This is a genomic window from Roseococcus sp. YIM B11640 (assembly GCF_049727625.1).
Taxonomy (GTDB): domain Bacteria; phylum Pseudomonadota; class Alphaproteobacteria; order Acetobacterales; family Acetobacteraceae; genus Roseococcus.
Genome location: NZ_JBBJOZ010000002.1, coordinates 645,834 through 670,383, shown reverse-complemented (window position 1 = coordinate 670,383; position 24,550 = coordinate 645,834). Strand labels below are relative to the sequence as shown.

The 24,550-nt window shown below is 70.8% G+C and carries 26 protein-coding genes; 6 read left to right on the top strand and 20 right to left on the bottom strand.

Annotated features, from left to right (window positions below):
* From WJM96_RS10675 to WJM96_RS10655, 5 genes are all read right to left on the bottom strand, one after another.
* The gene (locus WJM96_RS10675) at window positions 1-1,125 is read right to left on the bottom strand and encodes a YncE family protein (RefSeq protein WP_424812472.1); all 1,125 of its coding nucleotides are present in this window, start codon (window positions 1,123-1,125) and stop codon (window positions 1-3) included.
* 208 nt (window positions 1,126-1,333) lie between these two features.
* Window positions 1,334-1,735, bottom strand: a complete 402-nt coding sequence (gene msrB, locus WJM96_RS10670) for a peptide-methionine (R)-S-oxide reductase MsrB (RefSeq protein ID WP_424812471.1) — start codon at window positions 1,733-1,735, stop codon at window positions 1,334-1,336.
* A 2-nt stretch (window positions 1,736-1,737) separates the two neighbouring features.
* On the bottom strand, window positions 1,738-2,277 hold the full coding sequence (msrA, locus tag WJM96_RS10665) for a peptide-methionine (S)-S-oxide reductase MsrA (protein ID WP_424812470.1): 540 nt from the start codon (window positions 2,275-2,277) through the stop codon (window positions 1,738-1,740).
* Window positions 2,278-2,332: 55 nt separating this feature from the next.
* Window positions 2,333-3,364, bottom strand: a complete 1,032-nt coding sequence (locus WJM96_RS10660; protein ID WP_424812469.1) for a serine hydrolase domain-containing protein — start codon at window positions 3,362-3,364, stop codon at window positions 2,333-2,335.
* A gap of 1 nt (window position 3,365) precedes the next feature.
* Window positions 3,366-4,748 (bottom strand): aminotransferase, encoded by a 1,383-nt coding sequence (locus WJM96_RS10655; protein ID WP_424812468.1) that lies wholly within the window; start codon window positions 4,746-4,748, stop codon window positions 3,366-3,368.
* 204 nt (window positions 4,749-4,952) lie between these two features.
* On the opposite strand from WJM96_RS10655, the gene WJM96_RS10650 reads away from it, so the two are divergent.
* Window positions 4,953-5,198 carry a hypothetical protein gene (locus tag WJM96_RS10650; RefSeq protein ID WP_424812467.1) on the top strand — a complete coding sequence of 82 codons (246 nt, stop codon included), beginning with the start codon at window positions 4,953-4,955 and terminating at the stop codon, window positions 5,196-5,198.
* An 89-nt stretch (window positions 5,199-5,287) separates the two neighbouring features.
* Here WJM96_RS10650 and WJM96_RS10645 read toward each other — a convergent pair whose 3' ends face one another.
* Genes WJM96_RS10645 through WJM96_RS10635 form a run of 3 tightly spaced genes read right to left on the bottom strand, consistent with a single transcriptional unit; the run spans window position 5,288 to window position 8,068 of the window.
* The gene (locus WJM96_RS10645; RefSeq protein WP_424812466.1) at window positions 5,288-5,926 is read right to left on the bottom strand and encodes a phosphoribosyltransferase; all 639 of its coding nucleotides are present in this window, start codon (window positions 5,924-5,926) and stop codon (window positions 5,288-5,290) included.
* A gap of 31 nt (window positions 5,927-5,957) precedes the next feature.
* Window positions 5,958-7,256 carry a chromate efflux transporter gene (gene chrA, locus WJM96_RS10640; protein WP_424812465.1) on the bottom strand — a complete coding sequence of 433 codons (1,299 nt, stop codon included), beginning with the start codon at window positions 7,254-7,256 and terminating at the stop codon, window positions 5,958-5,960.
* The gene (locus WJM96_RS10635; RefSeq protein ID WP_424812464.1) at window positions 7,253-8,068 is read right to left on the bottom strand and encodes a chromate resistance protein ChrB domain-containing protein; all 816 of its coding nucleotides are present in this window, start codon (window positions 8,066-8,068) and stop codon (window positions 7,253-7,255) included. The genes chrA and WJM96_RS10635 overlap by 4 nt, the downstream gene beginning before the upstream one ends.
* Window positions 8,069-8,196: 128 nt before the next feature.
* Between WJM96_RS10635 and WJM96_RS10630 the strand changes: the two genes are divergently transcribed.
* Window positions 8,197-9,153: a LysR substrate-binding domain-containing protein gene (locus tag WJM96_RS10630; protein ID WP_424812463.1), complete on the top strand. Its 957-nt coding sequence runs from the start codon at window positions 8,197-8,199 to the stop codon at window positions 9,151-9,153.
* On the opposite strand, the gene WJM96_RS10625 is transcribed toward WJM96_RS10630, so the two are convergent.
* Complete coding sequence (locus tag WJM96_RS10625; protein ID WP_424812462.1) at window positions 9,150-9,791, bottom strand: LysE family translocator; 642 nt, start codon at window positions 9,789-9,791, stop codon at window positions 9,150-9,152. The genes WJM96_RS10630 and WJM96_RS10625 overlap by 4 nt on opposite strands.
* Window positions 9,791-10,804 (bottom strand): hydroxymethylbilane synthase, encoded by a 1,014-nt coding sequence (gene hemC, locus WJM96_RS10620; protein ID WP_424812461.1) that lies wholly within the window; start codon window positions 10,802-10,804, stop codon window positions 9,791-9,793. The genes WJM96_RS10625 and hemC overlap by 1 nt, the downstream gene beginning before the upstream one ends.
* 253 nt (window positions 10,805-11,057) lie before the next feature.
* On the opposite strand from hemC, the gene hemA reads away from it, so the two are divergent.
* Complete coding sequence (gene hemA / locus WJM96_RS10615; protein WP_424812460.1) at window positions 11,058-12,269, top strand: 5-aminolevulinate synthase; 1,212 nt, start codon at window positions 11,058-11,060, stop codon at window positions 12,267-12,269.
* A 9-nt stretch (window positions 12,270-12,278) separates the two neighbouring features.
* Here the strand turns inward: hemA and WJM96_RS10610 are convergent, their stop codons facing one another.
* Entirely contained in the window at window positions 12,279-13,067 is a 789-nt protein-coding gene (locus tag WJM96_RS10610; RefSeq protein WP_424812459.1) for a DUF2189 domain-containing protein, read from the bottom strand.
* A 182-nt stretch (window positions 13,068-13,249) separates the two neighbouring features.
* Between WJM96_RS10610 and WJM96_RS10605 the strand changes: the two genes are divergently transcribed.
* Window positions 13,250-14,047, top strand: a complete 798-nt coding sequence (locus tag WJM96_RS10605; RefSeq protein ID WP_424812458.1) for a class II aldolase/adducin family protein — start codon at window positions 13,250-13,252, stop codon at window positions 14,045-14,047.
* Here the strand turns inward: WJM96_RS10605 and WJM96_RS10600 are convergent.
* Together WJM96_RS10600 and WJM96_RS10595 are read right to left on the bottom strand one after the other, a co-directional pair.
* Complete coding sequence (locus WJM96_RS10600; protein WP_424812457.1) at window positions 14,044-16,296, bottom strand: HlyD family efflux transporter periplasmic adaptor subunit; 2,253 nt, start codon at window positions 16,294-16,296, stop codon at window positions 14,044-14,046. The two genes, WJM96_RS10605 and WJM96_RS10600, sit on opposite strands and share 4 nt — an antisense overlap.
* Window positions 16,289-17,830, bottom strand: a complete 1,542-nt coding sequence (locus tag WJM96_RS10595) for a TolC family protein (RefSeq protein WP_424812456.1) — start codon at window positions 17,828-17,830, stop codon at window positions 16,289-16,291. Before WJM96_RS10595 ends, WJM96_RS10600 begins: the two co-directional genes overlap by 8 nt.
* A 149-nt stretch (window positions 17,831-17,979) precedes the next feature.
* On the opposite strand from WJM96_RS10595, the gene WJM96_RS10590 reads away from it, so the two are divergent.
* Window positions 17,980-18,219: a hypothetical protein gene (locus WJM96_RS10590; protein WP_424812455.1), complete on the top strand. Its 240-nt coding sequence runs from the start codon at window positions 17,980-17,982 to the stop codon at window positions 18,217-18,219.
* On the opposite strand, the gene WJM96_RS10585 is transcribed toward WJM96_RS10590, so the two are convergent.
* Genes WJM96_RS10585 through hisI form a run of 7 tightly spaced genes read right to left on the bottom strand, consistent with a single transcriptional unit; the run spans window position 18,173 to window position 24,050 of the window.
* Entirely contained in the window at window positions 18,173-19,345 is a 1,173-nt protein-coding gene (locus tag WJM96_RS10585) for an ABC transporter permease (RefSeq protein ID WP_424812454.1), read from the bottom strand. The genes WJM96_RS10590 and WJM96_RS10585 overlap by 47 nt on opposite strands.
* A complete protein-coding gene (locus WJM96_RS10580) occupies window positions 19,342-20,040 on the bottom strand; it encodes an ABC transporter ATP-binding protein (RefSeq protein WP_424812453.1) in 699 nt (232 codons plus the stop codon). The genes WJM96_RS10585 and WJM96_RS10580 overlap by 4 nt, the downstream gene beginning before the upstream one ends.
* A 33-nt stretch (window positions 20,041-20,073) precedes the next feature.
* Entirely contained in the window at window positions 20,074-21,177 is a 1,104-nt protein-coding gene (lpxB, locus tag WJM96_RS10575; RefSeq protein WP_424812452.1) for a lipid-A-disaccharide synthase, read from the bottom strand.
* Entirely contained in the window at window positions 21,174-22,049 is an 876-nt protein-coding gene (locus tag WJM96_RS10570; protein WP_424812451.1) for a carbon-nitrogen hydrolase family protein, read from the bottom strand. Before WJM96_RS10570 ends, lpxB begins: the two co-directional genes overlap by 4 nt.
* Complete coding sequence (locus tag WJM96_RS10565) at window positions 22,046-22,633, bottom strand: N-acetyltransferase family protein (RefSeq protein ID WP_424812450.1); 588 nt, start codon at window positions 22,631-22,633, stop codon at window positions 22,046-22,048. The genes WJM96_RS10570 and WJM96_RS10565 overlap by 4 nt, the downstream gene beginning before the upstream one ends.
* Window positions 22,630-23,625: a CobW family GTP-binding protein gene (locus tag WJM96_RS10560; RefSeq protein ID WP_424812449.1), complete on the bottom strand. Its 996-nt coding sequence runs from the start codon at window positions 23,623-23,625 to the stop codon at window positions 22,630-22,632. The genes WJM96_RS10565 and WJM96_RS10560 overlap by 4 nt, the downstream gene beginning before the upstream one ends.
* Window positions 23,622-24,050: a phosphoribosyl-AMP cyclohydrolase gene (hisI, locus tag WJM96_RS10555; protein WP_424812448.1), complete on the bottom strand. Its 429-nt coding sequence runs from the start codon at window positions 24,048-24,050 to the stop codon at window positions 23,622-23,624. Before hisI ends, WJM96_RS10560 begins: the two co-directional genes overlap by 4 nt.
* A gap of 44 nt (window positions 24,051-24,094) precedes the next feature.
* Here hisI and WJM96_RS10550 point away from each other — a divergent pair, with 44 nt between their 5' ends.
* On the top strand, window positions 24,095-24,541 hold the full coding sequence (locus WJM96_RS10550) for a Fur family transcriptional regulator (RefSeq protein WP_424812447.1): 447 nt from the start codon (window positions 24,095-24,097) through the stop codon (window positions 24,539-24,541).
* Window positions 24,542-24,550 lie beyond the last annotated feature (9 nt).

Here is a 24,550-nt window from a genome sequence, read left to right as displayed (position 1 = left end):
TCAGCGCAGCGTGGGGCGGGTGGAGAGATGGCCCGGAGTGCCCGCATTCACGCGGATGCTGGCTTCGCCCAGCCGGGCCTCGACCGGCGCGGCCTCGGGCAGGGCGCGGGCGACGGCGCCGCCGCCGGTGATCGGCTGGATCATGGGCCGGCTGCCGCTGATGGCGCCCGGTGCCGCGAAGGCATAGTCGGCGCCGACGCCCGGCCGTTGCGGCACCAGGAAGACGCCGTGCGGGCTGCGGCCCACGCGGATCTGTGCCTGCTCGTTGCTGCGCGGGTCCAGGATCAGCAGCCGTCCCGTCCAGCGCAGGGTGGCATAGAGCCGGCCCTCGGGGTCGAAGGCGATGCAGTCCGGGCCGCCGGGGATGTCGAAGATGCGCCGGACCTCGAAGGTATCGGCGTCCACCTCGGCGATGCGGCTGTCGACGCGCGAGGTCGCGTAAAGGGTGCGGCCGTCGGGTGCGGGATAGGCGGTGTGCGCGCCGCGCCCAACCTGGAAGACGGTCCGCACGTCGCGCGTCTCGGGGTCGAGCGTCACGAAATCGGGGCGGCCCATCAGGCCGATCAGCAGCTTGCCGCGATGCCAGATGATGCCGGCAGGCTCGGGGCCGACGGGCGTGACCCAGGCGGTGGTGCCATTGGCCATGTCGACCGCCGCCACCTGGCCGGTGCCCTGGAGCGTCACATAGGCCCATTTGCTGTCAGGGCTGAAGGCGACGTGGCTCGGCTTGTCGCGCTGGCGGAAGCGCTGCAGCAGCGTCAGCGTGCCGGCTTCGTAGATGTCGATCTGGTCCCGCCGGAGCGACGCGACGACGAGGAACCGTCCATCCGGGCTGTATTCGAGATGATAGGGGTTGCTGATCCGCTCCCGCCGGCGGATCTCGCCGCTCTCCGGGTCGAGGAAGATCAGTTCATTGGCCGCGCTGTCGCCGAGCACGAGGTTTCGCCCGTCCGGCGAAACGACGATGTGGTGGGCTTCCCGCAGCAACGGGATGCGGCGCGTCTCGGCGAAGGTCGCGGTGTCGACGACGGAGATCGAGGCCTCGCCCGAGTTCAGCACATAGGCCGTATCCGCGCGGGCTGCCGGCGTGGCGAGGAGAAGCGAAAGAAAGGCGGCGCGCCACATGGCAGAAGGGGCTTTCACGGATCAGGGGCCTTTGCAATCAAGCGCGTAACTCCGGCCAATTCAAGGCGTTGGACTGGTTCTCCCTGAAAACAGAAAAGATTTCGCAAAGTTGCATCATGGATGCGAGACCCGGGATCCGTGTTCCCGGGCTCACATCTTCTTCGCGGTTCAAATCAACTTCGCCGCGCAGTCCCTTGATCCGCCGAAATCACTCCTTCGGCTTGAAGTCCAGCGCGGCGCCGTTGATGCAGTAGCGCAGGCCCGCGGGGCCAGGCCCATCGGGGAAGACGTGCCCCTGGTGGCCGCCGCAGACATTGCAGTGCACTTCGACCCGCCGCATGCCATGGCTGTTGTCCAGGCTCTCCCCGATCGCGCCATCCACCGGCGCGGTGAAGGAGGGCCAGCCGCAGCCGCTGTCGTACTTGGCGTCGCTCTCGAAGAGCGGCGTGCCGCAGCCGGCGCAGAGGAACATGCCCTCGCGCTTCTCGTGGTTCAGCGGCGAGGTGCCGGGCCGCTCCGTCGCCTGATGCCGCAGCACCCGGTAGGCGACGGGGTCCAGCGCCTCGCGCCACTCGTCGTCGGTGCGCTGGATGGGGAAGGCATTGTCCATGGTCACGCTCCCACCCGGCTCAGGCGCGAGGCGAAGCTCTTGCGGAACTTGCTCACCTTCGGCGCGATCACGGCGCGGCAGTAGCCGGACCACGGGTTGCGGTTGAAATAGTCCTGGTGCTCGGGCTCGGCGGACCAGAATTCCTTCAGCGGCTCCAACTCCGTGACGAGCTTGCCGCCCCAGATCCCGGCTTGGTCGATCTCGGCCATCACCTCGCGCGCGGTCGCCTCCTGCTCCGGGCTCTCGGTCAGGATGATGGACCGGTACTGCGGCCCGACATCGGCGCCCTGGCGATCCTTGGTGGTGGGGTCGTGCAGCGTGAAGAACATCCGCAGCAGGTCGGCATAGCTTACGACCGCCGGGTCGAAGGCGATGCGGACGACCTCCGCATGGCCGGTCTTCTTGCCGCAGACCTGCTCATAGGTCGGGTTGGCGACATGACCGCCGGCGTAGCCGGACACCACCTCGGAGACACCGTTGACGTCGCGATAGGCCGCATCGAGGCACCAGAAGCACCCGCCGCCCAGGGTTGCGTGTTCCATTTTCGGTATTCTCCTTGTTGGTTGGACCCGGAAATGGGGTGGCGGTGGCGCCGTCTCAAGCCGGGATGGCGGAGGACAGGGCGTAGCGCCGCAGCACCACCTCGCCCGGCACCGCCTGGAAGGGGCCGTCGTGATAAAGGCCGGCAGTCACGACGACCACCATGTCCAGCTCCGGCACCACGAAGATGCGCTGGCCGCCATGGCCCATGGCCTGCGCCCAGCGCACCTCCCGCCGCCGCACGAGCGAGCGGCCGAGCCACCATTGATAGCCGTAGAACCAGAGGCCATCGGCGTTCTGCCAGGGGGTCAGCGATTCCTCGATCCAGCCCGGCGAGACCAGCCCTGCGCCCCGGTTGAGCGCGACGAGGCCGAGCTTCGCCATGTCCCGCGGAGTGAGCCGCAGGCCCGAGCAGGCGTTCACCGTGCCGTCGGCGTAGCAGCGGATCCACTCCGCGTCCTGGATGCCGAGCGGCCCGAACAGCGCCTCCTCCGCGAACTCCTCGAAGGGGCGGCCCGCGGCGCGCGCCACGACATGGGCCAGCGCCGCCGTGCAGCCGCCATTGTATTGCCAGGTGGCGCCCGGCGGCCGGACCCCGGGGCGGGAGAAGATGTAGCGCAGCTGGTCGGGCGCATCGATCATCTGCCGCTCGCTGTTGCGCCGGTCGCTGTAGGGCAGCGCCTCGTCCCAGGCGAGGCCGGCGGACATGGTGAGCAGGTGGCGCAGCGTGATCGCCGATGTATGCGCCGTGCGGAGGTCGGCGAGTTCGGGAAAGTAGTCCAGCGCCGGCGTGTCGAGGCAGCCGATCAGCCCCCGGTCCCGCGCGATGCCAAAGAGCAGCGAGGTCACGCTCTTCGTCACCGAGCGCATGTCGTGGCGCGTATCCGCATCGAAGGCGACCTCGCCCAGAAGGGTCGCCCAGGCCCAGTCGTCGGCCTTGAAGTAGTGCTCGAAGGCGAGCTTGCCGTGGCGCAGGATCAGCGCGCTGTGCAGCTTCGCCGCGGTCCAGGCCTCGAATTGCGGGACAAGGCCGGACAGGACCTCCCCGTCCAGCCCCACCTCGGCGGGGCTGGCGCGAGGGAGCTCCATCTCAGGCGGCTTTCGCGACCGCGCCCATTTCCGCCCAGGCGGCGTCGAGGCCCTGTCCGAAGCGGGCGCACATCTCCGCGATCTCGGCCTCGGTGATGATCAGCGGCGGCGTGAAGGCGATGCGGTCGCCGATGGCGCGGACCACGAGGCCCGCCTCGCGGCACTTCTCCTGCACCAGCACGCCGATCTTGCGAGAGGGGGCGAAGGGTTCTTTCGTCGCCTTGTCCGCCACCAGCTCCACGCCGGCGATCAGGCCCACGCCGCGCACGTCGCCGACCAGCGGGTGGTCGCGGAACTTCTCCAGCCCGGACAGGAAGGCCGGCGACACTTTCTTCACATGGCCGATCATGTCGCGCTCGGCATAGATGTTCAGCGTCTCGACGCCGACCGCGCAGGCCACCGGGTGCCCGCCATAGGTGTAGCCATGGCCGAAGCTGCCGTTCTTCTTCGAACCCGCCAGCAGCGCCTCGTGGATCGGCTTGGAGATCAGCGTGGCCGAGAGCGGCTGATAGGCCGCCGTCAGCTGCTTCGCGCAGACCAGCAGGTCGGGCTTCATGCCGTAGGTGGTGCTGCCCCACATCTCGCCCGTGCGCCCGAAGCCGCAGATCACCTCGTCCGCGACGAGGAGGATGTCGTGCTTCTTCAGGATGGGCTGGATCAGGTCGAAATAGCCCTTGGGCGGCGTGAGAGCGCCGCCGCCGCCCTGCACGGGCTCGGCGAAGAAGGCGGCGATGGTGTCGGCGCCCTCCTTCTCGATCAGCGCCTCCAGCTCGGCCGCCATGCGGGCGGAGAACTGCTCCTCCGTCTCGCCGGGCTCGCCGAAGCGGTAGTAGTTGGGGTTGCTGACCTTCAGGAACCGATCGCCCAGTGGCAGGTCGAAATCCGCCTGCATATGCGGCTGGCCGGAGAGCGAGGCGGTGGCGATCGTGTTGCCGTGGTACCCGCGGATGCGGGCGATGAGCTTCTTCTTCTCCGGCTTGCCGCGCTGGTTGTTGTAGTACCAGATCATCTTGATGGCGGCGTCGTTCGCCTCGGAGCCCGAGCACTGGAAGGCGACATGCGTCAGCCCCTCCGGCGCTAGATCCACCAGCTTCTCGGCCAGGATCACGCCGGGCTCATGCCCCTTGGCGAAGAAGGTGTGGTAGTAGGGCAGCTGCAGGAGCTGCTTGTAGGCCGCATCGGCCAGCCGCTTCTCGGAGAAGCCGAGCGAGGCGCACCAGAGTCCGGCCATCGCCTCGATGTACTCGCGGCCCTCGGTGTCCCAGACCCGCACGCCATCGCCCTTGGCCATCAGGATCGCGCCCTGCTCGCCATGCTCGGCGAGGTCGGTCTGCTGGTGGATGAAGTGGGCGATGTCGGCTTCGTGGAGGTTGTTCGGGCGCATCGGCGGTCTCCGTTTCCAGGGGCGGCAGGCCAAAGCCTGCGCGCATCGCCGGGGCGGCGCAACCGGATCGCCTTACTATCTTACCATCTTACTATCTTACCCGTGCGCGCGGGGCGCGCTTTCGGACAAACCCCCGTCATGCCCGCCGTCGCGAGCCGTTATGCGCCCATTGAAGGCGGTGCGCCGCGTGACGAATTATCCCGCATGAGCACAACCCTCTCCCCCGACGCGATGAACGCGATCTGGCTGCATTCCGACCTCGCGCTGTGGATGCGCCACAACCATGGCGACCTCTCGGCACTCGCCGCCAATGGCGATCTCGACTGGGAGCAGGCCGCCGGGACCTTCCAGCGGGACGGCACCTTTGCCGGCCTCGGGGACCTGCCGACGCCGGCGCTGCTGCAGGATACCTGGGATCTGGTCACGGCGGATCTGCGGGCGGCGGCCTGACGGGGGCCAAGCGCCCGTTGATAGGCCAAGATTAACCGAAAAACCGCCCAAAAATCAAGCATTTCGGTTCGCGGTCGGCCGCCGTCCCGTCAGCCTGCCACCGGAACCCAGCCGCCCTCGACCTGTTCCAGCCGCGGCGTCTCGCAGACCGACACCACCGGGATGTCGGCCGGCCAGTCCGGCTCCCACCGCCGGGTCTGGATCATGGCGACGCAGAGGCCGATGGGGCGGATCCCCGCCGCCTCCAGCAGCTTGAGCCCGGCGACGGCCGAGCTGCCCGTCGAGATCACGTCGTCCACCAGCAGCACCCGCTTCCCCTCCAGCCGCGGCAGCATGCGCGGGTCGAGCCAGACCCGGCGCTCGGCCGTGGTGGTGATGGAGCGCATGGGCGCGCTCAGCCGTTCCTCGTACCAGAGCTTGCGCGAATACCCTGCCGCCACCCAGTTCGGCTGCCCCAGCCGCTCGGCCAGAAGCGGCGCGAAGACATGGCCGAGCGTGGGCAGGCCCACCACCACCTCCGGCCAGAGGGGCCGCGCGGCTTCGGCCATCCATTCCACCAGCTGGTGGATCACGGGAAAGCTCGCCTGCGTGGCGATGAGGCCCGCGACGCCGATGGGACGGATCGGCAGGTGCAGGTAGCAGCCATCCGGCATGCGCGCGGGATAGCGCTCGCCGAAGGGCGGCCCGGGGTCGGGCCTGGTGTCGAAATGCTGCCAGGGGTCCTGCAAGACGAAGGGGCTCCGGAAGAAGTCCCCCGCGTTACGGCCAGACGAGCCCCAGCACCAGCCCCGCCGCCGAACTCGCGGCCAGCAAGGGCACCACGCCTAGCCGGAAGCGGAAGAGCAGCACCCCCGCCAGGACCACCAGCGCCAGCGCCTTCCACTGGATGCTGGCCGGCACGGGCAGGATGCCGTGCATCTCGGCGAAGAGCACGCGCAGCCCGAACCAGAGCGCCAGGTTCCCGATCACGCCCACCACTGCCGCCGTGACCCCCGCCAGCGCCCCGCGCAGCCGGGGCATGTCGTGCAGCCGCTCCAGATAGGGAGCGCCCAGGAAGATCCAGGCGAAGCAGGGCAGGAAGGTGACCCAGACGGTGAGCAGCGCGCCCGCCACCGCGCCGCCCCAGCCGGAATCCCGCCAGCCCGCCAGGAAGCCCACGAATTGCAGAACGAGGATGAGCGGCCCCGGCGTCGTCTCGGCGAGGCCGAGGCCCGTCAGCATCTCGGCCGCCGAAAGCCAGCGGTAATGCTCCACCGCCTCCTGCGCGACATAGGCGAGCACGGCATAAGCGCCGCCGAAGGTGACGACGGCCATCTTGGAGAAGAACCAGGAGATATCCGCCATCACCCCGCCTGACGGCATGAGCAGCGCCACCGGCCAGAGCCAGAGCACCAGCGAGACCAGCCCGGCCCGCCGCGCCGAACCCGCCATGCGGGAGATGCGGCCCGGATCGGCCGCCAGCGCCGCATCCAGCGCCGAGGCCTCGCCGGAGCCATTGCCGCCATGTCCGCCCGGCGCGAAGGCCTGCGGCGCGAGCCAGCCCGCCAAGGCCGCCGCGAGGACGACGATGGGGAAGGGCACGGCCAGCACGAAGAGCGCGAGGAAGGCCGCCACCGCCAGCGCCCAGGGCAGGGCGCCCTTCAGCGCCCGCCGGGCCACGCGCAGCAGCGCTTCCACCACCAGCACCAGCACCGCGCATTTGAGGCCGAAGAACAGCGCGGCGATCAGCGGCACGTGGCCGAGCGCGACGAAGATCGCGCTCAGCGCCAGCATCACCGCCACGCCAGGCATGATGAAGAGCAGCCCCGCCGCGACGCCGCCGCGGACCCCATGCATCAGCCAGCCGAGATAGGTGGCGAGCTGCATGGCCTCGGGCCCCGGCAGCAGCATGCAGAAGTTGAGCGCATGCAGAAACCGGCGGTCCGAGACCCAGGACCGTCGGTCCACCACCTCGTGCTGCAGCATGGCGATCTGCGCCGCGGGCCCGCCGAAGGAGAGGCAGCCGACGCGCGTCCAGACGCGCAGCGCTTCCTGGAAGCTGGGGAGGTTGTGCTTCATGCCGCGCGGCGTCCGGGCCAGTTGTGGGTTTCCTCCATAGCGTCGCGGCACCAGCGGAAGAAGGCGTCGTAGAGCGACATTCCCGCTTCGAGCTGCGCGAGGTCGTCGCGATGCATGCGCGAGAGGCCGAGCGAGGCGGCGAGCAGCCCCGCGGCCTCGGGCGCGAGTTCCGGCGCCGCCGTGTCCGCCCCGCGAACGATCCGCGCGAGGTGCTGCAGCGCCGGGATGCCGAGGCCGAACTCCTCCACCATGACGTCGAAGGTGCAGAGCGGGCCGCGATGCGACCAGAAGACGCCCTCCACGTCGAAGGGCGTGGCGCCGAAGCTCTCGGCCACCGCCAGCACGTCGCCGGGCGGGACGAAGAGGAAGACCGCCTGCCGGTCCACGAAGCGGCGGATCAGCCAGGGGCAGGCGATGCGGTCCACCTTGGGCCGCGCCCGCGTGACCCAGAGCGTGCGCCCCGATGCATCGCACATCGGGATATGCGTGGGCGAGAGCAGCGGAAGGCCCTCCGCGCGCCAGGCCACGAAGCCGCCTTCCAGCGCCTCCGCCTCGGCGCCGTGGTGGCGCATCCAGGCGGCCGTGCCCTGGCTGAGCTTGAGGCCGCGCTCGCAGGCGACGACGACCTGCCGGCCGCGCCAGGCGGCGCCGGCTTCCGCGGCCTCGGCATGGCCCATGCGGATGGAGCCGGGGAGGAGGCGCGGATCGGCCTCGGCATCCTGGGGCGTCCGCACGTCGAGGATCAGCGGCGCATCGGGCAGGCCGATCCGGCGGGTGAGTTGGGCAGGGGTGATGACATGGGGCGAAGGCATGGCCGGGCATCCTGTAACCGGAGGATGCGATGCTTGGGCCGGAGCCTCACGGGGCGATCGCGATTGCCCCTTGCCCCGGAGAGTGCCGCCGGGAATGTTGCAGGTCAAGAATTCGGACGAGTCGCATCATGAACCTCGCCGGCCTCAGCCTTCGGGACCTGGAATACATCACGGCCGTGGCGGAGCACCGCCATTTCGGCCGCGCCGCGCTGGCCTGCGGCGTCAGCCAACCCACGCTTTCCGGCCAGCTCCGCAAGCTGGAGGAGTTCCTGGGCGTGGAGATCTTCGAGCGCAGCCCCCGCGGCGTGCTCGTGACCCATCGCGGCGAGGAGGTGGTGGCCCAGGGCAAGCGCATCATCGCCGAGGCGCGGCGGCTCTTCGAGGTGGTGCGCATCGGCGCCGAGCCGCTGACGGGCACGCTGCGGCTGGGCGTCATCTCCACCCTCGGCCCCTATCTCGTGCCCTTCCTGCTGAAGCCGCTGCGCGCGCGCTACCCCGACCTCAAGCTCATGCTGCACGAGGGGCATACGCGGGTGCTCGTGCGCCAGCTGGAGGAGGGGGAGCTGGACGCGCTGCTCGCGACCTCGCCCATCGCGGAGGCCGAGCTGACCGAGCTGCCGCTCTTTCGGGAAGAGCTGGCGCTGGCCGTGCCGCGCGACCATCCCTTGGCGCAGGTGGAGCAGGTGAACCCCGGCGACATCTCGATGCACGAGCTGATCCTGCTGGCCGAGGGCCATTGCCTGCGGGAGCAGGCGCTGACCCTCTGCCCCTCGCGCCTGCGCGACGGGCCGACCGACCTCCAGGCCGCGAGCCTGGAGACGCTGCGGCAGATGATCGCGGCCGGTTCGGGCGTGTCCTTCATGCCGCAGCTGGCGGTCCAGGTGGGCGCGCTGCTGGACGACATGGTGGCCTATCGCCGCATCGCAGGGGGGAACCACATGCGCGACGTGGCGCTGTTCCACCGCCCGAGCTTCGGCCGCATCCGCGACATCCGCCTGCTGCGCCAGACGATCGGCGAGATCCTGGCGGAGCAGAGCGCGGTGAAGGTGCACCGGCCGGGCCAGAAGGCCGCGGCGGCAGGCTAGCCCGCGGGCTTCTTCGCCAGGGCGAGGCCGAGACCCAGTGCCATCATCGCGGCACCTGAGCCCTCTCGCAGGCGGCGGATCAGGCCCGGCCGCGCGGCCGCGCCTTCGCGGATGTGGCCGGCCGCGAAGGCGACCGCGATGTCGGCCAGCGTGTTGAGCGCCACCGAGACGAAGCCCAGCGACACGAATTGCAGCGCCACAAGGCCGCGCGACGGGTCCACGAACTGGGGGACGAAAGCTAGGAAGAACGCGGCGGTCTTGGGATTCAGCGCCTCGACCCAGACGCCCTCGCGGAAGGCGCGCGCGGGGCCCATGGCGGGAATGCCGTTCGGGCCCAGCCCCGCCTCCTGCCGGGCGAAGCGGATGGTGCGGAAGCCCACCCAGATCAGATAGGCGGCGCCAAGCAGCTTCAGCCCGGTGAAGAGCTCCGCGCTTGCCAGCACCAGCGCCGAGACGCCCAGGCTGCCCGCCAGCACATGCGCCATGCCGCCGAGCCCGGTGCCGAAGCTGGAGGCCACGCCCTCGGCGCGGCCGCCGGCCAGCGTGCGGGCCGCGACGTAGAAGATACCGGGGCCAGGGGTGACGGCCAGGACAAGGGCCGCGAGGAAGAAGAGGGCGAGCTGTGCCGGGTCCGGCATCAGGCCAGGACGTCGGCCGGGGCTTCGGCCAGGAGCATCTGAGCCAGGGCCTCGCCGATGCGGGCGGCATCGGCCACCGCGCCGCTGATCGAGCGCTTGACCATGAAGCTGCCGTCGGCGCGCGCGATGAGGCCCGTCAGCCGCAGCGTGTCGCCCGGCAGCAGCCGGGCGCTGGCGCCGATGGGCGTCCGGCAGGAGCCGTCGAGCGCGCCCAGCATGGCCCGCTCGGCGAGGCTCATGGCGCGCGCGGCGGGATCGCAGATGGCGGAGAGAAGCTCCAGCAACTCGGTGTCGTCGGCGCGGACGGTGACGCCGATGATGCCCTGGCAGGCGGCCGGAACCATGTCCTCCTCGTCGAGGATCACGTCGGCATGGGCCTCCAGACCCAGGCGCTTCAGCCCGGCAAGCGCCAGCAGGGTCGCGTCGAACTCGCCGCTCGCGACGCGCGAGAGGCGGGTCTGGACATTGCCGCGGATCATCTCGCAGCGGAGATCGGGGCGGCAGTGCAGCAGCTGCGCCTGCCGGCGGACCGAGGCGGTGCCGACGAGCGCGCCCTGCGGCAGGGCCGAGAAGGGGTCCCAGGCGGCGCCGGAGAAGCCGCCGCGCCGGCAGGCCTCGCCCAGCACCAGCGCGTCGCGCGAATCCTCGCGGCGGAGCATGCAGGCGAGCGCGACACCGGGGGGAAGCTCGGTCTCCAGGTCCTTGAGGCTATGGACGGCGAAATCGACCCGCCCGTCCAGCAGCGCCTCGTGGATTTCCTTGGCGAAGAGGCCCTTGCCGCCGATCTCGGCCAGCCGGCGATCCTGGGCGCGGTCGCCGGAGGTCGCGATCTGGTGCTCCTCGAAGGCGTCCATGTGGCGCAGCAGGGGGCAGACGGCCCGGATGCGCTCCAGGAAGCTGCGCGTCTGGACGAGCGCGAGCGGCGAGCCGCGCGTGCCGACCTTGAGCGGCAGGGGAGGCCCGTGGTGGCGCCTGGCCTTCGCCGGCGCCTGGTTCGGATCGATCGGCTTCAAGCGCGCGAACTCCCCGGCCAGCAGCCCGGGGCGCCATATCCCAGCACGAGACGAGGGGTCCTTCGGAGAATTCGCCGGGTGCATAGCACAATGGCGAAAAGGGGCGAGTCATCCGTCGCGGAAATTGCGCTAATTTCTCAGGAGGATGATCGAGGGCAGCCCTGCCATGTCCGATGCGGGGGGCTGCGTGGCATGGCTCGGCCCTGGTAGAAGGGTCCGTGCGGCCCTTCGGGGCTCCAGGGGAAGGCGAGTGATGAACTACGAGACGCTGTTCCGCAACCAGCTCGACGGCCTGCGCCGCGAGGGGCGCTACCGCGTCTTCGCCGACCTCGAGCGCCGTGCCGGGGCCTTCCCGCGCGCGACCCACCACCGGCCCGACGGCACCGGCGAGGTCACCGTCTGGTGCTCCAACGACTATCTCGGCATGGGCCAGCACCCCAAGGTGCTGGAGGCGATGCACGCCGCGCTGGACCGCAGCGGCGCGGGCGCCGGCGGCACGCGCAACATCGCGGGCACCAACCACGACCACGTCCTGCTGGAGCGCGAGCTCGCGGACCTGCACGGCAAGGAAGCCGCGCTGCTGTTCAACTCGGGCTACATGTCCAACTGGGCGACGCTCGGCACGCTCGCCGCCCGTCTGCCCGGCTGCGTGGTGCTCTCCGACGAGCTGAACCACGCCTCCATGATCGAGGGCATCCGCCACAGCCGCGCCCGCTGCGAGGTGTGGAAGCACAACGACCTCGACGACCTGCGCGCGCGCCTGGAGGCGCTGCCGCGCGACGTGCCGAAGATCATCGCCTTCGAGAGCGTCTATTCGATGGATGGCGACATCGCCCCCATCGCCGCCATCTGCGACCTGGCCGACGAGTTCGGCGCCATGACCTACCTGGACGAGGTGCACGCGGTGGGCCTCTACGGGCCCCGCGGCGGCGGTATCTCGGAGCGCGACGGCGTGCAGCATCGCCTGACGGTGATCGAGGGCACGCTGGCCAAGGCCTTCGGGGTTATCGGCGGCTACATCACGGGCTCGGCCAACCTCGTGGATTTCATCCGCAGCTTCGCCTCGGGCTTCATCTTCTCGACCTCGTTGCCGCCGGCCATCGCGGCGGGCGCGGCGGCCAGCATCCGCCACCTGAAGCAGAGCGACGCCGAGCGCGAGGCGATGCACGCCCGCGTGGGGCAGCTGCGCGCGCGGCTAGACGCGCAGCACATCCCGCACCTCGCGAACCCGAGCCATATCGTGCCGGTGATGGTCTACGACCCCGTGCTCTGCAAGCGCATCAGCGACCTGCTGCTGGAGCGCCACGGCGTCTATGTGCAGCCCATCAACTACCCGACCGTGCCGCGCGGCACGGAACGGCTGCGCTTCACGCCCTCGCCGTTCCATACCGACGCCGACATCGACCACCTGATGGACGCGCTGGCCCAGGTCTGGGCCGAGTTCAGCCTGAAGCGCGCGGCCTAGGCGCCGGCCCTAGCCCACCAGCTTCCGGTACAGGTGCCAGGTGGCGTGCCCCAGCACGGGCAGCGCCACCGCGAGCCCGACGAAGAGCGTCGCCATGCCTGCCGCCAGCAGCAGCGCGACCATCACGCCCCAGGCCATGATCGTGCCCGGATTGGCGCGAAAGGCCGCGAGCGAGAGGCTCATCGCCTCGCCGGCCGTCATCTGCCGGTCCAGCATGGCGGGAAAGGAGATGACGCTCAGCGCCAGCACCAGCAGCGCGAAGCCCGCGCCGACGAGGTTGCCCAGCACCACCAGCGTCATGCCGCCAGGGGCCTGCTGGATCTGGTCCAGCAGCATGCTGAAGCTGCCGGGGAGGACGGGCCCGATGAAGGCGTGGAACATGAGCCGCGCGACGCCGATCCAGATGGCGAAGATCGCGACCAGGATGACGCCGAGTGCCACGATCCCTCCGATGGAGGGCGAGTGCCGCACGTCGAACATGTTCCGCCAGGAAATGGGCAGCCCCTGCTCCCGCCGCCGGCTCAGCTCGTAGAGCCCGAGGGCGGCCACCGGCCCGATCAGCGCGAAGCCGGCCAGCAAGGGCCAGACCAGCGGCAGCAGCGCGCCGCCCGCGGCCGCGCGGGCGATCACGTAGCCGAAGACCGGATAGATCAGGCAGAGGAAGAAAATCTGGGTCGGCGCCGCCATGAAATCCCCGAACCCGCGCATGAGCGCTTCCCTGAGGTCGGCCGCGCCGATGCGGTTGATGTGCAGCTGGGTGTCATGGGCGCCATACGCGCCCCGGACCAGTTGAGCCATTTGACATGTCCTCCCGCGGCCAAGACCAGCCGAGGCCGCGACGCGGCTGCAGGGGAGGGCAGGCGCCCTCGGGCCTGACGGGTGGAATCCTACGCGCCTGCCAGCGGAAAGGGCAGGAAATTCGTGCCGGTTCCGATCCGCCCCGAACGGGTCTAGGCTCGGGGCGAAGAAGGAGGCGTCCCATGCTCGAACAATCCCCGACCCCCGTGCTCAACATTCCCTCGCTGCGCGACAAGGTCTCGCCGCAGGAGTGGCAGAAGCGCGTGGATCTCGCCGCCTGCTATCGCCTCGTGGACCTCTACGGCATGAGCGACATGATGGCGAACCACATTTCCTGCCGCGTGCCGGGCGAGGAGGGGGCCTTCCTCATCAACCCCTACGGCATGGGCTATGACGAGATCACGGCCTCCTCGCTCATCAAGATCGACGTGAAGGGCAACATCCTGCACACGCCCGATTTCGGCGACCTGAACTACGGCGTGAACCGCGCGGGCTTCGTGATCCACGGCGCCATCCACGAGGCGAGCCACGAGATCGACTGCGTCATCCACACGCATACCTGGCCGGGCATGGCGGTGTCCTCGCTGGAATGCGGCCTGCTGCCGATGAACCAGACCTCGATGCGCTTCCTCAAGATCGGCTACCACGAGTTCGAGGGCGTGGTGCTCGACATGTCCATGCAGGAGAGGCTGGTCCGCGACCTGGGCAGCAACAACGCGCTCATCCTGCGCAACCACGGCCTGCTGACCGTCGGCCGCACCATCGCCGAGGCCTTCAACGCGATGCACCGGCTGGAGCTGTCCTGCAAGGCGCAGCTCGCCGCGCTCGCCTGCAACGCCGAGATCCATCCCGTGCCGCAGAAGGTGCTGGACGAGACCTACATGAACTACCAGCCCCAGACGCGCCGGCCCTATGGCGTGATGGAGTGGCCGGGCCTGCTGCGGAAGCTGGACCGGCTCGACCCCTCCTACCGGGACTAATCGCCCAGCACGACCGCGTCCCCGGGATTGATGCCCTCGCGGATCTCCACGCCCTCGGGCGTGGAGATGCCGATGGTCACGGGGCGCGAGACGATGCGCGCGCCCTCGCGCACGCGCACCACGCGCTGGCCATCCTCGTTGCGGATGGCGAAGGGCGGCAGCACCACGGCATCGTCGCGCTGGAAGGTGATGATGGAGAGGCTCGCCGACATGCCGACGGCCAGCCGCTTGCGCTGCTCCTCCGTCAGATCGGAGATCGCGATGCTCACGGCGAAGCTCGGCATGCCGCGGCCGAGCCCGGGCTGGTCCGCGCTGGCCTGCGCCGCGACCGAGGCCACGCGGCCTTGCAGCACCTCGCCCGCGAAGGCATCGCCCGTGACGGTCACGGCCTGGCCGGGCCGCACCGAGTTCACGTCGATCTCGTCCACCTGGCCCCGCACGAGGAAGCCCGCGAGGTCGCCGATGCTGAACATGGCCTGGCCGCGGTTCACCCGCGTGCCGACCTCGATGGTCTGGCGCTGCCCGCCGCCGCTGGCTCCCGGCTGCTCGGGCGGCATGAGCACGACGCCGGAGACGGGCGCCCGCACTTCGGCGTTGCGGAGGTCGGTCTCCACCTCGTTCAGCTTGGTCTCGGCATTGGCGAGCTCCAGCTCCGCCGTGCGGAGGTTCAGCTCGTCACCACGCGCGAGCGTGGCCGCGAGATCCTGCTGCGCAGCCTGGAGCTGGAGCTCCTGGTTGCGCTGCTGCTGCAGCAGGTTCCGGTGCTCCTCGGCCGGGATGATGCCGCGGCCGAGCAGCATGGCGCTCTGGCTGACGCGCGCCCGCAGGTTGGTCGTCTCCAGCTCCGCGGCGGCCAGCGTCCGGCGGGCGCGCGCGACCTCGAAGCCCTGCGCCCAGTTCTTGAGCTCGTCCACCTTCTGGCGCGCGCGGATCTCGGCCGCCCGGGCCTCGCGCAGCCGCGTCTCGACCTCGCCGCGGTCCATCCGCATCAGCACGTCGCCGCGCGTGACGGCGCCGCCGTAGCGGAACAGGCGCTCCCGCACCGTGCCGTCGAAGGGCGCGACCACGCTGACATTGGCGCCCGGCTCCAGCACCCCCACGACGGCGATGCGCGAGCTGACGGGCTGCGCCTGCGCGGTGACGGTGGCGGCACCGCCCGGCGCCTGGGCGGGTGCGCCCATGCCATCCTGCTGCGCGTACCAGGTCCAGGCCGCGACGCCGAAGACGGCCAGGGCCACGGCCGCGACGGAGGCCATGCGCACCAGCGCGATGCGCCGGGAGAAGATGCGCTGCCGTGTCGCGGATTCCTCCAGCTTCACGAAGGCGTCCTGCAGCTTGCCGTATTGCTCGGCGAGCTCGGCCTGCAGGCGCTCGGTCTCCGTCACGTCCGAGAAGACGGCGGTGATGCCGAACTTGCCGGCGTGCGGGCCCTGCTGCACGTGCCAGCGCGTCGCCTCCACGCTCAGGCGCCGGTTGCCCGGGAAGTGGATGACCTGGCGCTTCCCGCCCTCGCCATGCAGCGGCGCCAGAACGGCGTCGATGAATTCGTCCGTGCCCTCCCGGGCGTGCAGGAGCGGGGAGAGGCTTTCGCCGATGGCCTCCTCGGCCGTGATGTCCAGCATGCGCTCGGCGGCCGGGTTCAGCGTCGTGATGCGGGCGTCGGGGCCGATGGTCAGCACGCCGTCGGCCATGGCGTCGAGCGCGCGCTGGTAGTCGCCCGCGATCATCTCGTTCAGGCCGCGCAGGCGGGCCTCGGCCTGCTCCAGCCGGGCGGCGGTCTCCAGCAGCTCGCTGCCGCGGCGGCGCAGCTCCAGTTCCGACATCGCGCGCGCGGCGAGGCGGGCCAGGCCGTCGCGCTGCTCCTCGGAAAGGCGGCGGGGCACGCGGTCCAGCACGCAAACGGTGCCCAGGGCCTCGCCGGCCTCGCTGCGGATGGGCATGCCGGCGTAGAAGCGCATCGCCTGCTCGCCCTGGACCAGCGGATGGTCCTTGAAGCGCGGATGGCGGGAGAGGTCCTCGATCTCGGTCAGCTGGTCATTGGCCAGCGTCTCGTCGCAGAAGGCGTGCTCGCGGGGGCAGTTGAGCGCGGCGGGCTGCATGCCCTCGGCGCCGATGATCCATTGATGCGCGGTGTCCAGCAGGGCGACATAGCCGATCGGCGCCTCGCAAAGGATGGCGGCCAGCCGCGCCAGGTCGTCAAAGGCGGGCGCCGCGGATATGCCGGCCGCGAAGCTGCGAAGGTCAGTCATTCAGGTAGATGCGCCAGGTATCGAGGGTGGTGCCGAGGATCTGATCGAGCGTGGTCAGGGCATTGGCATAGGCGATGACGGCCGCGAGCTCCGTGCTCTCGGCGGATTGCAGCGAGCCCTGGAAGGAGACGACCTGGAAGTTGGAGGAGCGCCCGGCCTGGAGCTTCACCAGCTCCGTCTCCAGCTGCATGCCCGCGAGTTCCCGCGCGCGGCGGGCGAGCTCGGCCTGGCGGCGCAGCGTGTCGATGTTGCGGACCGTGTCCTCCACCTGCTGGCGAAGCCGGTCGCGGGCGCCCTCCAGCGCGATCTGCGACTGGCGCAGCGCGACGGTGGCGTTCACCTCGGGCTGCTGGCGCGCGATCTGGCCGATAGGGATGTTCACCTGCAGGCCCACGTTGAAATCGCTGCGAGCGGAGGTCAGCGCGTCCACCGTGCGCGCGAGGTCGGCGCGCTGGCCCGCGAGGCTGGACCCCGCGACGAAGGAGACGTCCCAGAGCCGCTGGTTGCGCGCGACGTCGAGGTTGATGCGCGCGATCTCGATGCCGAGCACGGTGCGGAGATAGTCGGGCTGGTTCTCGCTGGCGGCCTGCAGGGCCCGGTCGGGCGCAACGCGGGCGGACTCGGCGGCCGGGCGCTCCACGGCCCAGATCTGCTGCGACTGGTCGACGGCGAGTAGCGTGAGCAGCGCGATGCGCGCCTGCTGATGCGCGTTGCGCGCGCCCACGAGCGCGAGTTCCTGCTGCGCGATGGAGGTCTCGGCCTGGATGAGCTCGACCTGCGCGAGGCGCCCGGCCTCGGCCAGCGCGACGTTGACGCTCGCCAGCTCCCGCGCGCGGCGCAGCGCCTCGTCGGAGATGCGGAGCTGCTCCTGGGCCTGGAGCAGGGCGCGATAGGCCAGGATGGTCTGGCTGATCTGGTCGATCACCAGCGCCTTGAGCTGGAGCTTGCTGTTGACCTCCTGGATGCGCGCGATCCGCACCGGGGCCATGGCGTAGTCGATGCCGCCGCCCGCCAGCAGCGGCTGGATCACCTGGAAGGTGGCGCGGCCGGTGGCCGTTGGGTTCTGGCCCCGCACATTGGTCTGCGCGCCCTGCCAGCCGAAGGTGAACTGCCCGCCCGTGACGGTCGCGATGGTGACGTTGGGCGTCAGCGTCGTCTGGGTGGTCGTGATGCTGCCCACGCGCTGGTGGGTGACGCCGCCGGCGATCCCGAACTGGGGATCGAAGCGCGCCTCCGCCACGCGCAACGAGAACCGGTCCGCCACGCGCTGCAGGTACTGGCCGCGAATCGAGCGATTGCTGCGGACGGCGAGAAACACGGCCTCGGGAAGCGTCAGGGGCACGCTGCCCTGGGGGACGGCGTTGCGCTGCGCGGTGCCGGGCGGGCGCGGGGCGGCGATGGGCGTCGTGCCCTCGGCCGTGGCGGCCGGTGCGCGGCGGGGCGGGCGTTCGCGATTCTGGGCCAAGGCGTCGGGGATGGCGAGGGCCACGCCCAGCGCGCCTGCCACCAGGCAGCGGACCGTCCAGCCCAGCATTCCGACGTCTCCAGAATTCGACGCCGCACTATCCCACCGTGTGGCCGCGGGCCGCAAGCTAGGGAAGCGACTGATCTCATTGGTTCCGCCGATGGAAGCCATCGCCGCTTCCCCTCGACCCGGCGGCGGCTTCGTGTTCCAATTCCCGGATGGCGTGTCGCGGGACGGGATACTGGGCCTTCGGGGTGGCGCTGGCGCTGGCTGCCTGCGCGCCGCCCTCCGTGCTGAACGAGCCGGTGCGCGGGGCAAGCTACACGCCCATCGATTCCCTGCTGCCGCCGCTGCCGGCCGTGATGGAGCGCACGGGCGACCCGCCGATCACGCTGCCCGATGCCTCGACCTTCACTCCGATCGCAGCGCCTCGATGGGATCGAGCCGCGCGGCCATGACGGCCGGGTAGAAGCCGAAGAATACGCCGACGGCCAGCGAGACGCCCGCGCCCAGCGGGGCCGCCAGCGCGGAGAAGCTGACCTGCCAGCCCGACATCCAGGCGAAGCCGAAGCCGCCCGCGAAGCCCAGCGCCACCCCGAGGACGGCGCCCAGCACCGACAGGATCAGCGCCTCGGCCAGGAAGAGGCGACGCACGTCCCGCCGCCGCGCGCCGATGGCCAGCCGGATGCCGATCTCGCGCTTACGCTCGGAGACGGACATCAGCATGATGTTCATGACGCCCACGCCGCCCAGTACCAGGGCGATGCTGCCCACCGCGCCCAGCAGAAGCGCCACCAGCCGGACCTGGCTGTTCATCCCCGCGATGAGCTGGCGGGCGGAGAGCACGTTCAGCGTCGCGTCGCGCAGCCCGGGGCCGAGATGCTGCTGCAGCTGCACCGTCGCGACATCCGGGTCCGCATCCGTCTGCAGCCGGGCGATGGCCATGGAAAGCTGCGGCAGCGCCATGACGCGCCGCGCATTGGGCAGCGAGAGGAAGACCGTGCCGTTGATATCAACCGGGAGCATCGGGTTCATCAGCGTGGGTTCGAGGATGCCGATGACGGTGAAGACGTAGCGCCCGATCCGCAGCTGCGATCCCGTGCGGATGGGCGCGAAGGGCTGGGAGAGCTGCTGCGCGATGTCGGAGCCGAGCACCGCGTGCAGCTCGAACCGGTCGAAGGCCGAGAGGAAGCGGCCCTGCGCCATGGGCAGCCGCGCCACCTGCGCGAACTCCGGCGTGGCGCCGAGGAAGCCGGCGTTGCGGTTTTGCCCTTCGTAGGCGATGGGGCCGCCGCCGATCATGAAGGGCGCGATCTCGCGCACCGTGGGCACGAATTGCGGCACGCTCTCGATGTCGCCGAGGCGGAAGTTGCCGAGCCCCTGGGGGCTGTCGGCGCGCAGGATGAGCGTGTCGGTGCCCATCTGTCGGAACTGCCGGATGGTCTCCTGCCGGGCCATCGTCCCCGCATGAAGCATGGAGATGACGGCGCCCGCGCCCACGACGATGCCGAGCAGGGCCAGCAGGCTTCGCTGCCAGGAGGCCAGGAGGTTGCCCGCGGCCTCGATGAGGGTCTGGCGGATCATGCGGCGTGGGCGGTCGGGGGGAGGTGGCTCATGTCGGCCAGGTGCCCTTGGGTCAGCACGAGCCGCCGGCGGCAGCGCGCGGCGACGCCGGGGTCGTGCGTGATGATGAGGACCAGCACGCTCAGCTCCCGGTTGATCTCCTCGAAGAGGCCCATGATCTCGCGGCTCACCACGGGGTCGAGCGCGCCGGTCGGCTCGTCGGCCAGCAGCACGGCGGGGTCGCCCACGAGGGCGCGGGCGATGGCCACGCGCTGCTTCTGCCCGCCCGAGAGCATGTTGGGCATATGCGCGAGGTGCTGGCCGAGGCCGACGCGCCCGAGCATGTACTCCGCCTTCTTCCGCGCCTCCGCCTCGGGCGTGCCGCGGTACATCAGCGGCAGGGCCACGTTCCGCCACGCGTTGAGGCGGGGCATCAGGAAGAACTGCTGGAAGACGAAGCCGATCATCTTGTTGCGCATGGCCGACTGCGCGTCGGCCCGGGCGGCCAGCACATCCTCGCCGCGGATGCGGTAGGTGCCCTTGGTGGGGCGGTCCAGCAGCCCCACGATATTCATGAAGGTCGTCTTGCCCGAGCCCGAGCCGCCCATGATGGAGACGAGCTCGCCCTGCGCGAGGTCCAGGTCGAGGTCGTGCAGCACCGTCCGCTCGGTGGGGCCGATCTTGAAGGACTTGCTGATGCCGCGCAGCTCGAGCATGGCGCGCAAGCTAGAGCCGCGCGCGAAGCCGCGTCAAAGCATGCCGAGCACGGCCTCTGCCGCCGCCTCGCTCGGCAGGCCGCGCTCGGGGCGGAGCTTCGCCAGCACGCGGCGGAAACCCTCGCGCTGGCGCTCGGCCGCCTCGCCATCCTCGATGAGCGGCAGCAGCGCCGCCGTCAGCCGCTCCGGGGTGCAATCGGCCAGCAGCAGCTCCGGCACGATCTCCTCCTCGGCGAGCAGGTTCACGAGGCTCGCATACTTCACGTTCACGATCTTGCGGATGATGAGCGAGGTGATGGGGTTCAGCTTGTAGCCGATGACATGCGGCAGCCCCGCGACCGCCGCCTCCAGCGAGGAGGTGCCGGATTTGATGAGCCCCGCGCGGGCCGCCGCGAAGGCATCGGCCTTCTCCATCGGCGCGCGGACGGTCACGGCGGGGCGGCCCCAGTCATGGGCGCGCAGCATGTCCTCGACCGTCCCAGCGAGGCCGATGACGGGCAGCACGTCCGCCGGCATGCGGCGCACCGTCTCTTGGAAGACGGGCAGCAGGCGCGACACCTCGCCGCGCCGGCTGCCGGGCATCACGATCAGCGAGCGCGCGCGGTGTGGGAAGCGCAAGGCATCGCCGTGCGCCGCCTCGCTTTCCAGGATGGGGTGGCCCACGAAGGTGACGGGAATGTCCGCCGCCTCGAAGATGGGCGCCTCGAAGGGCAGCAGGGCCAGGATGCGGTCCACCCGCTGCGCGATCTTCTTCACGCGGCCTGGGCGCCAGGCCCAGAGTTGCGGCGCGACGTAATGCACCACCGGGATTCCCATGGGCTTTACCCGGGCCGCGAGGCGGAGCGTGAAGCTCGGGCTGTCGATGGTCACCAGCAGTTTGGGGCGGCGCGCGGCGATATCGGCCGTCAGCTCGTCCATGCGGCGGGAGAGGCGGCGGATGGCGGGCAGGACCTCGACGAGGCCCATCAGCGCCAGCTCGCGGATGTCGAATTGCGAGCGGAAGCCCTGGGTGGCCATGTGCTCGCCGCCGAGGCCCGCGAATTCCAGCGATGGCTCGCGCGCCCGCAGCGCGGCGATGAGACGCGCGCCCAATATGTCGCCCGAGGCCTCGCCCGCGACGATGTAGACGAGGCTCATGAGAACACCGCCGGTTCCGCGGTCGGCACGGTGGCGTGCGGCCAGTCGCGGTGGTTGCGGACCGCGCCGTCCTGGCGCACGGCCTCCAGCCGGGCGGGATCGAGATCGGCGAAGAGCAGGCCGGGCTGGTCGAAGGGCAGCTCCGCCACCACGCCATCGGCCGCGAAGCCGCGGTCGATGGGGCCGTAGACGCCCGCCGCGCCATGGTTCTCGTCCAGCGCCACCGACCCCTCGAAGCCGCCCAGCGTGGGGGCGACGGCCACGAAGCACTGATTCTCCATCGCCCGCGCCTGGGCGCCGACCCGCACGCGGTTGAAGCCGTGGGCGGTGTCCGTGCAGGTGGGCACCAGGATGAGCCAGGCGCCGGCCTCGACCTGCGCGCGCACCAGCGCGGGGAATTCCGCGTCATAGCAGACGGCGATGCCGATGCGGCCCCAGGGCGTCTCGAAGACATGGGGCGGCGCGCCGGCGGAGATGCCCCAGTGCTCCGTCTCGAAGCGCGTCATCTGGCGCTTCTCCTGCATCGCGAGGCTGCCGTCGGGCGCGATGAGCGGGGCGCGGTTCACGAAGCGCCCGCCCTCGCGCATGGGCAGGGTGCCGGGCTGCAGCCAGATGCCGTGCCGGCGCGCCACGTCGCGCATGGCGGCCAGGATCGCGGGTGCGACCTCGACCATCGCGCGCAGCTCGGTCGCGGCATCGGGCGCGGACTGGCCGGTCAGCGCGGCGCCGAGCTCGACGCAGGCATATTCGGGCAGCAGCAGCAGGTCCGCGCCGCCGGCCTTGGCCTCGGCGGCCCAGTCCCCGAGCCGGGCGGCGAAGCCCGCGACATCCGGCGTCGGCTCCACCGGCCAGGCGAGGCAGGCGAGCCTCAAAGCGCCTTGGTCCAGAAGGAGAGGGTGTGCGGGGTCTCGCGATCGTCGCCGAGCTCGCGCCAGTCGAAGATGCAGGAAAGCTCGGGGTGGTGGGTGTAGCCGCGCTTGCGCCAGAAGCCGTCGAGCGGGGCGTAGTCGGCCGGGCGGCGGGGGTCGTTCGGGTTGCGGACCACGCCGCAGAAGGTGGCGCAGGAAAGCTCCAGCGAACGGGCATGCGCCTCGCGCTCGCGGAAGAAGGCGACGCCCGCGCCCTGGCCGCGATATTCCCGCAGCAGGACGGATTCCCCGAAATAGCAGTAGTCAGCCGGCTTGCGGCCCGCGGCCTCGAAGGCGGAGCGCACGGGTCCGTGGGTCGCCAGCATGGGCTGGCAGGTGGCGGCGCCGACGATCTCCCCGCCATCCCAGGCCAGGACGATCGCGGCCCCTTCGCCCTCCATGTAGAGGCGGATGTAGCGCGCCTCCTCCTCCGGGTCGGCCTGGTAGAGGTAGGGCCATTCCGCGAAGACGCGGGCGCGCAGCCGCGACAGCGCGGGGATCTTTGGCAGCAGGTCCTCGCCCGTCACGGTCTCGATGCGCAGGCTCATGCAGGGGCGGCCTCCAGGAAGGCGCGCAGGCCGTCCTCGACGATGCGGGGGTCGATGTCGCGCAGGATGAAGACGATGCGGCTGGAGCGGTCGTCGCCCTCGGGCCAGTCGGGCAGCGGCATGGGCGGGTGGAAGCTGTGCTGCACGCCATGCATCACCACCGGCCCGGGATGGCCGCGCAGGTTCAGGATGGCCTTCATCCGCAGCACGTGCTGGCCCTGGGTCATGGCCATCATCTCGAGGTAGCTCGCCAGGCCCTCCCAGGGCAGGGGCTCCTCGAAGCGCAGGCAGGTGGCGCGGATGCGCGCGTCGTGCCGGTTCACATCGTGGTGGTGATGGTGGTGATGGCGCGCGGCGGCGGCCACCCAGGCGCCGATATCGGGGAGCTTGCCGTCGGCCGAGAAGGGGCCGGCATCGGTGAGCGCAGCGGCATCCGCCTGGTCCACCGTCAGCATCGGCGCCACGGGGTTCAGCGCCGCCAGCCGCTCGCGCAGGGCGGCGACGGCCTCAGGCGCGGCGAGGTCCGTCTTGGTGAGCACCAGCCGGTCCGCGACGGCGGCCTGGCGCAGCGCCTCCTGCTGGGCGTCCAGCGTCGCCATGCCGTGCACGGCGTCCACCAGCGTCACCACCCCGTCCAGCCGGTATTGCCGGAGCAGCCAGGGGTCGCTCATCAGCGTCTGGAGGATGGGCGCGGGGTCGGCGAGGCCGGTCGTTTCGATCACCACGCGGCGGATGGGCTGCGGCCGCTCCGCGAGGTCGCGCAGCGCGCGGGTCAGGTCACCCCGGATGGTGCAGCAGAGGCAGCCCGCCGCCAGCAGCACCGCATCCTCGTCCAGGCGCTCGACCAGCAGGTGGTCGAGGCCGATCTCGCCGAACTCGTTGATGAGCACGGCCGTCTCCGCCATCGCCGGCTCCCTCAGGAGGCTATTCAGCAGCGTGGTCTTACCGGCCCCGAGGAAGCCGGTCAGCAGCATGACGGGGACGGGGTTCATGCGCCGTAGAGGCTCTCGGGGCTCACCAGCGGGGCCGCGATCTCGGCGAGGCCGCCCTCGCGCGGGGCGCGGTAGAAGCAGCTCCGGCGGCCCGTGTGGCAGGCGACGCCCGCCTGGTCCACCAGCATGAGCAGCGTGTCGCCGTCACAATCGACCCGCAGGTCCAGCACGGTCTGCACCTGGCCGGAGCTCTCGCCCTTGCGCCAGAGGCCGCCACGGCTGCGGCTGTAGTAGCAGGCCCGGCCGGTGGTCAGCGTCTCGGCCAGGGCCTCGGCGTTCATCCAGGCCATCATCAGGACCTCGCCCGTGTCATGCTGCTGGGCGATGGCGGGCACGAGGCCCTTGGCGTCGAACCGCACGGCGTGCAACACGGCATCGCGCTGGGCGGGATCCTGGAGGGGGAGGCTTTGGGGGGTGTCGGGCATGGCGAGACACTATATGGGAATTCATCATGCCAGGTGAGGGGCCCATGGAACTCGAAGCGACGCTGGACCGGGCGGCCGAACAATGCGCGGCCCGAGGGGCGCAGCTGACGCCGCTGCGGCGGCAGGTGCTGAAGCTCGTCCTGGCCGAGGAGCAGCCGGTCGGCGCCTATGCGCTGCTCGACAAGCTGCGCGGCGAGCGCGGGCCGGCGGCCCCGCCCACCGTGTACCGCGCGCTGGACTTCCTGCTGGAGCAGGGCCTGATCCATAAGCTGGAGCGGCTGAACGCCTTCACCGCCTGCGTGGAGGCCGGCCATGGGCACGACCACGACCACCCGCACCAGTTCCTGATCTGCAAGACATGCGGCACCACGACGGAGCTGACGGACCACGCCGTGGCCCATGCCCTGGAGGACGCCGCGCGCCAGGCCGGCTTCGTGCCCAGCCGCATGACGGTCGAGGTCGAGGGCACCTGCGCGCGCTGCGCGGGATAGGCAGGCGCA

What these genes read in the sequence shown, in the direction of transcription:
- WJM96_RS10675 (WP_424812472.1), bottom strand. Translation starts at nt 1,125, where the DNA reads ATGTGGCGCGCCGCCTTTCTTTCGCTTCTCCTCGCCACGCCGGCAGCC.
- msrB (WP_424812471.1), bottom strand. Translation starts at nt 1,735, where the DNA reads ATGGACAATGCCTTCCCCATCCAGCGCACCGACGACGAGTGGCGCGAG.
- msrA (WP_424812470.1), bottom strand. Translation starts at nt 2,277, where the DNA reads ATGGAACACGCAACCCTGGGCGGCGGGTGCTTCTGGTGCCTCGATGCG.
- WJM96_RS10660 (WP_424812469.1), bottom strand. Translation starts at nt 3,364, where the DNA reads ATGGAGCTCCCTCGCGCCAGCCCCGCCGAGGTGGGGCTGGACGGGGAG.
- WJM96_RS10655 (WP_424812468.1), bottom strand. Translation starts at nt 4,748, where the DNA reads ATGCGCCCGAACAACCTCCACGAAGCCGACATCGCCCACTTCATCCAC.
- WJM96_RS10650 (WP_424812467.1), top strand. Translation starts at nt 4,953, where the DNA reads ATGAGCACAACCCTCTCCCCCGACGCGATGAACGCGATCTGGCTGCAT.
- chrA (WP_424812465.1), bottom strand. Translation starts at nt 7,256, where the DNA reads ATGAAGCACAACCTCCCCAGCTTCCAGGAAGCGCTGCGCGTCTGGACG.
- WJM96_RS10635 (WP_424812464.1), bottom strand. Translation starts at nt 8,068, where the DNA reads ATGCCTTCGCCCCATGTCATCACCCCTGCCCAACTCACCCGCCGGATC.
- WJM96_RS10630 (WP_424812463.1), top strand. Translation starts at nt 8,197, where the DNA reads ATGAACCTCGCCGGCCTCAGCCTTCGGGACCTGGAATACATCACGGCC.
- WJM96_RS10625 (WP_424812462.1), bottom strand. Translation starts at nt 9,791, where the DNA reads ATGCCGGACCCGGCACAGCTCGCCCTCTTCTTCCTCGCGGCCCTTGTC.
- hemA (WP_424812460.1), top strand. Translation starts at nt 11,058, where the DNA reads ATGAACTACGAGACGCTGTTCCGCAACCAGCTCGACGGCCTGCGCCGC.
- WJM96_RS10610 (WP_424812459.1), bottom strand. Translation starts at nt 13,067, where the DNA reads ATGGCTCAACTGGTCCGGGGCGCGTATGGCGCCCATGACACCCAGCTG.
- WJM96_RS10605 (WP_424812458.1), top strand. Translation starts at nt 13,250, where the DNA reads ATGCTCGAACAATCCCCGACCCCCGTGCTCAACATTCCCTCGCTGCGC.
- WJM96_RS10600 (WP_424812457.1), bottom strand. Translation starts at nt 16,296, where the DNA reads ATGACTGACCTTCGCAGCTTCGCGGCCGGCATATCCGCGGCGCCCGCC.
- WJM96_RS10595 (WP_424812456.1), bottom strand. Translation starts at nt 17,830, where the DNA reads ATGCTGGGCTGGACGGTCCGCTGCCTGGTGGCAGGCGCGCTGGGCGTG.
- WJM96_RS10590 (WP_424812455.1), top strand. Translation starts at nt 17,980, where the DNA reads ATGGCGTGTCGCGGGACGGGATACTGGGCCTTCGGGGTGGCGCTGGCG.
- WJM96_RS10585 (WP_424812454.1), bottom strand. Translation starts at nt 19,345, where the DNA reads ATGATCCGCCAGACCCTCATCGAGGCCGCGGGCAACCTCCTGGCCTCC.
- WJM96_RS10580 (WP_424812453.1), bottom strand. Translation starts at nt 20,040, where the DNA reads ATGCTCGAGCTGCGCGGCATCAGCAAGTCCTTCAAGATCGGCCCCACC.
- lpxB (WP_424812452.1), bottom strand. Translation starts at nt 21,177, where the DNA reads ATGAGCCTCGTCTACATCGTCGCGGGCGAGGCCTCGGGCGACATATTG.
- WJM96_RS10565 (WP_424812450.1), bottom strand. Translation starts at nt 22,633, where the DNA reads ATGAGCCTGCGCATCGAGACCGTGACGGGCGAGGACCTGCTGCCAAAG.
- WJM96_RS10560 (WP_424812449.1), bottom strand. Translation starts at nt 23,625, where the DNA reads ATGAACCCCGTCCCCGTCATGCTGCTGACCGGCTTCCTCGGGGCCGGT.
- hisI (WP_424812448.1), bottom strand. Translation starts at nt 24,050, where the DNA reads ATGCCCGACACCCCCCAAAGCCTCCCCCTCCAGGATCCCGCCCAGCGC.
- WJM96_RS10550 (WP_424812447.1), top strand. Translation starts at nt 24,095, where the DNA reads ATGGAACTCGAAGCGACGCTGGACCGGGCGGCCGAACAATGCGCGGCC.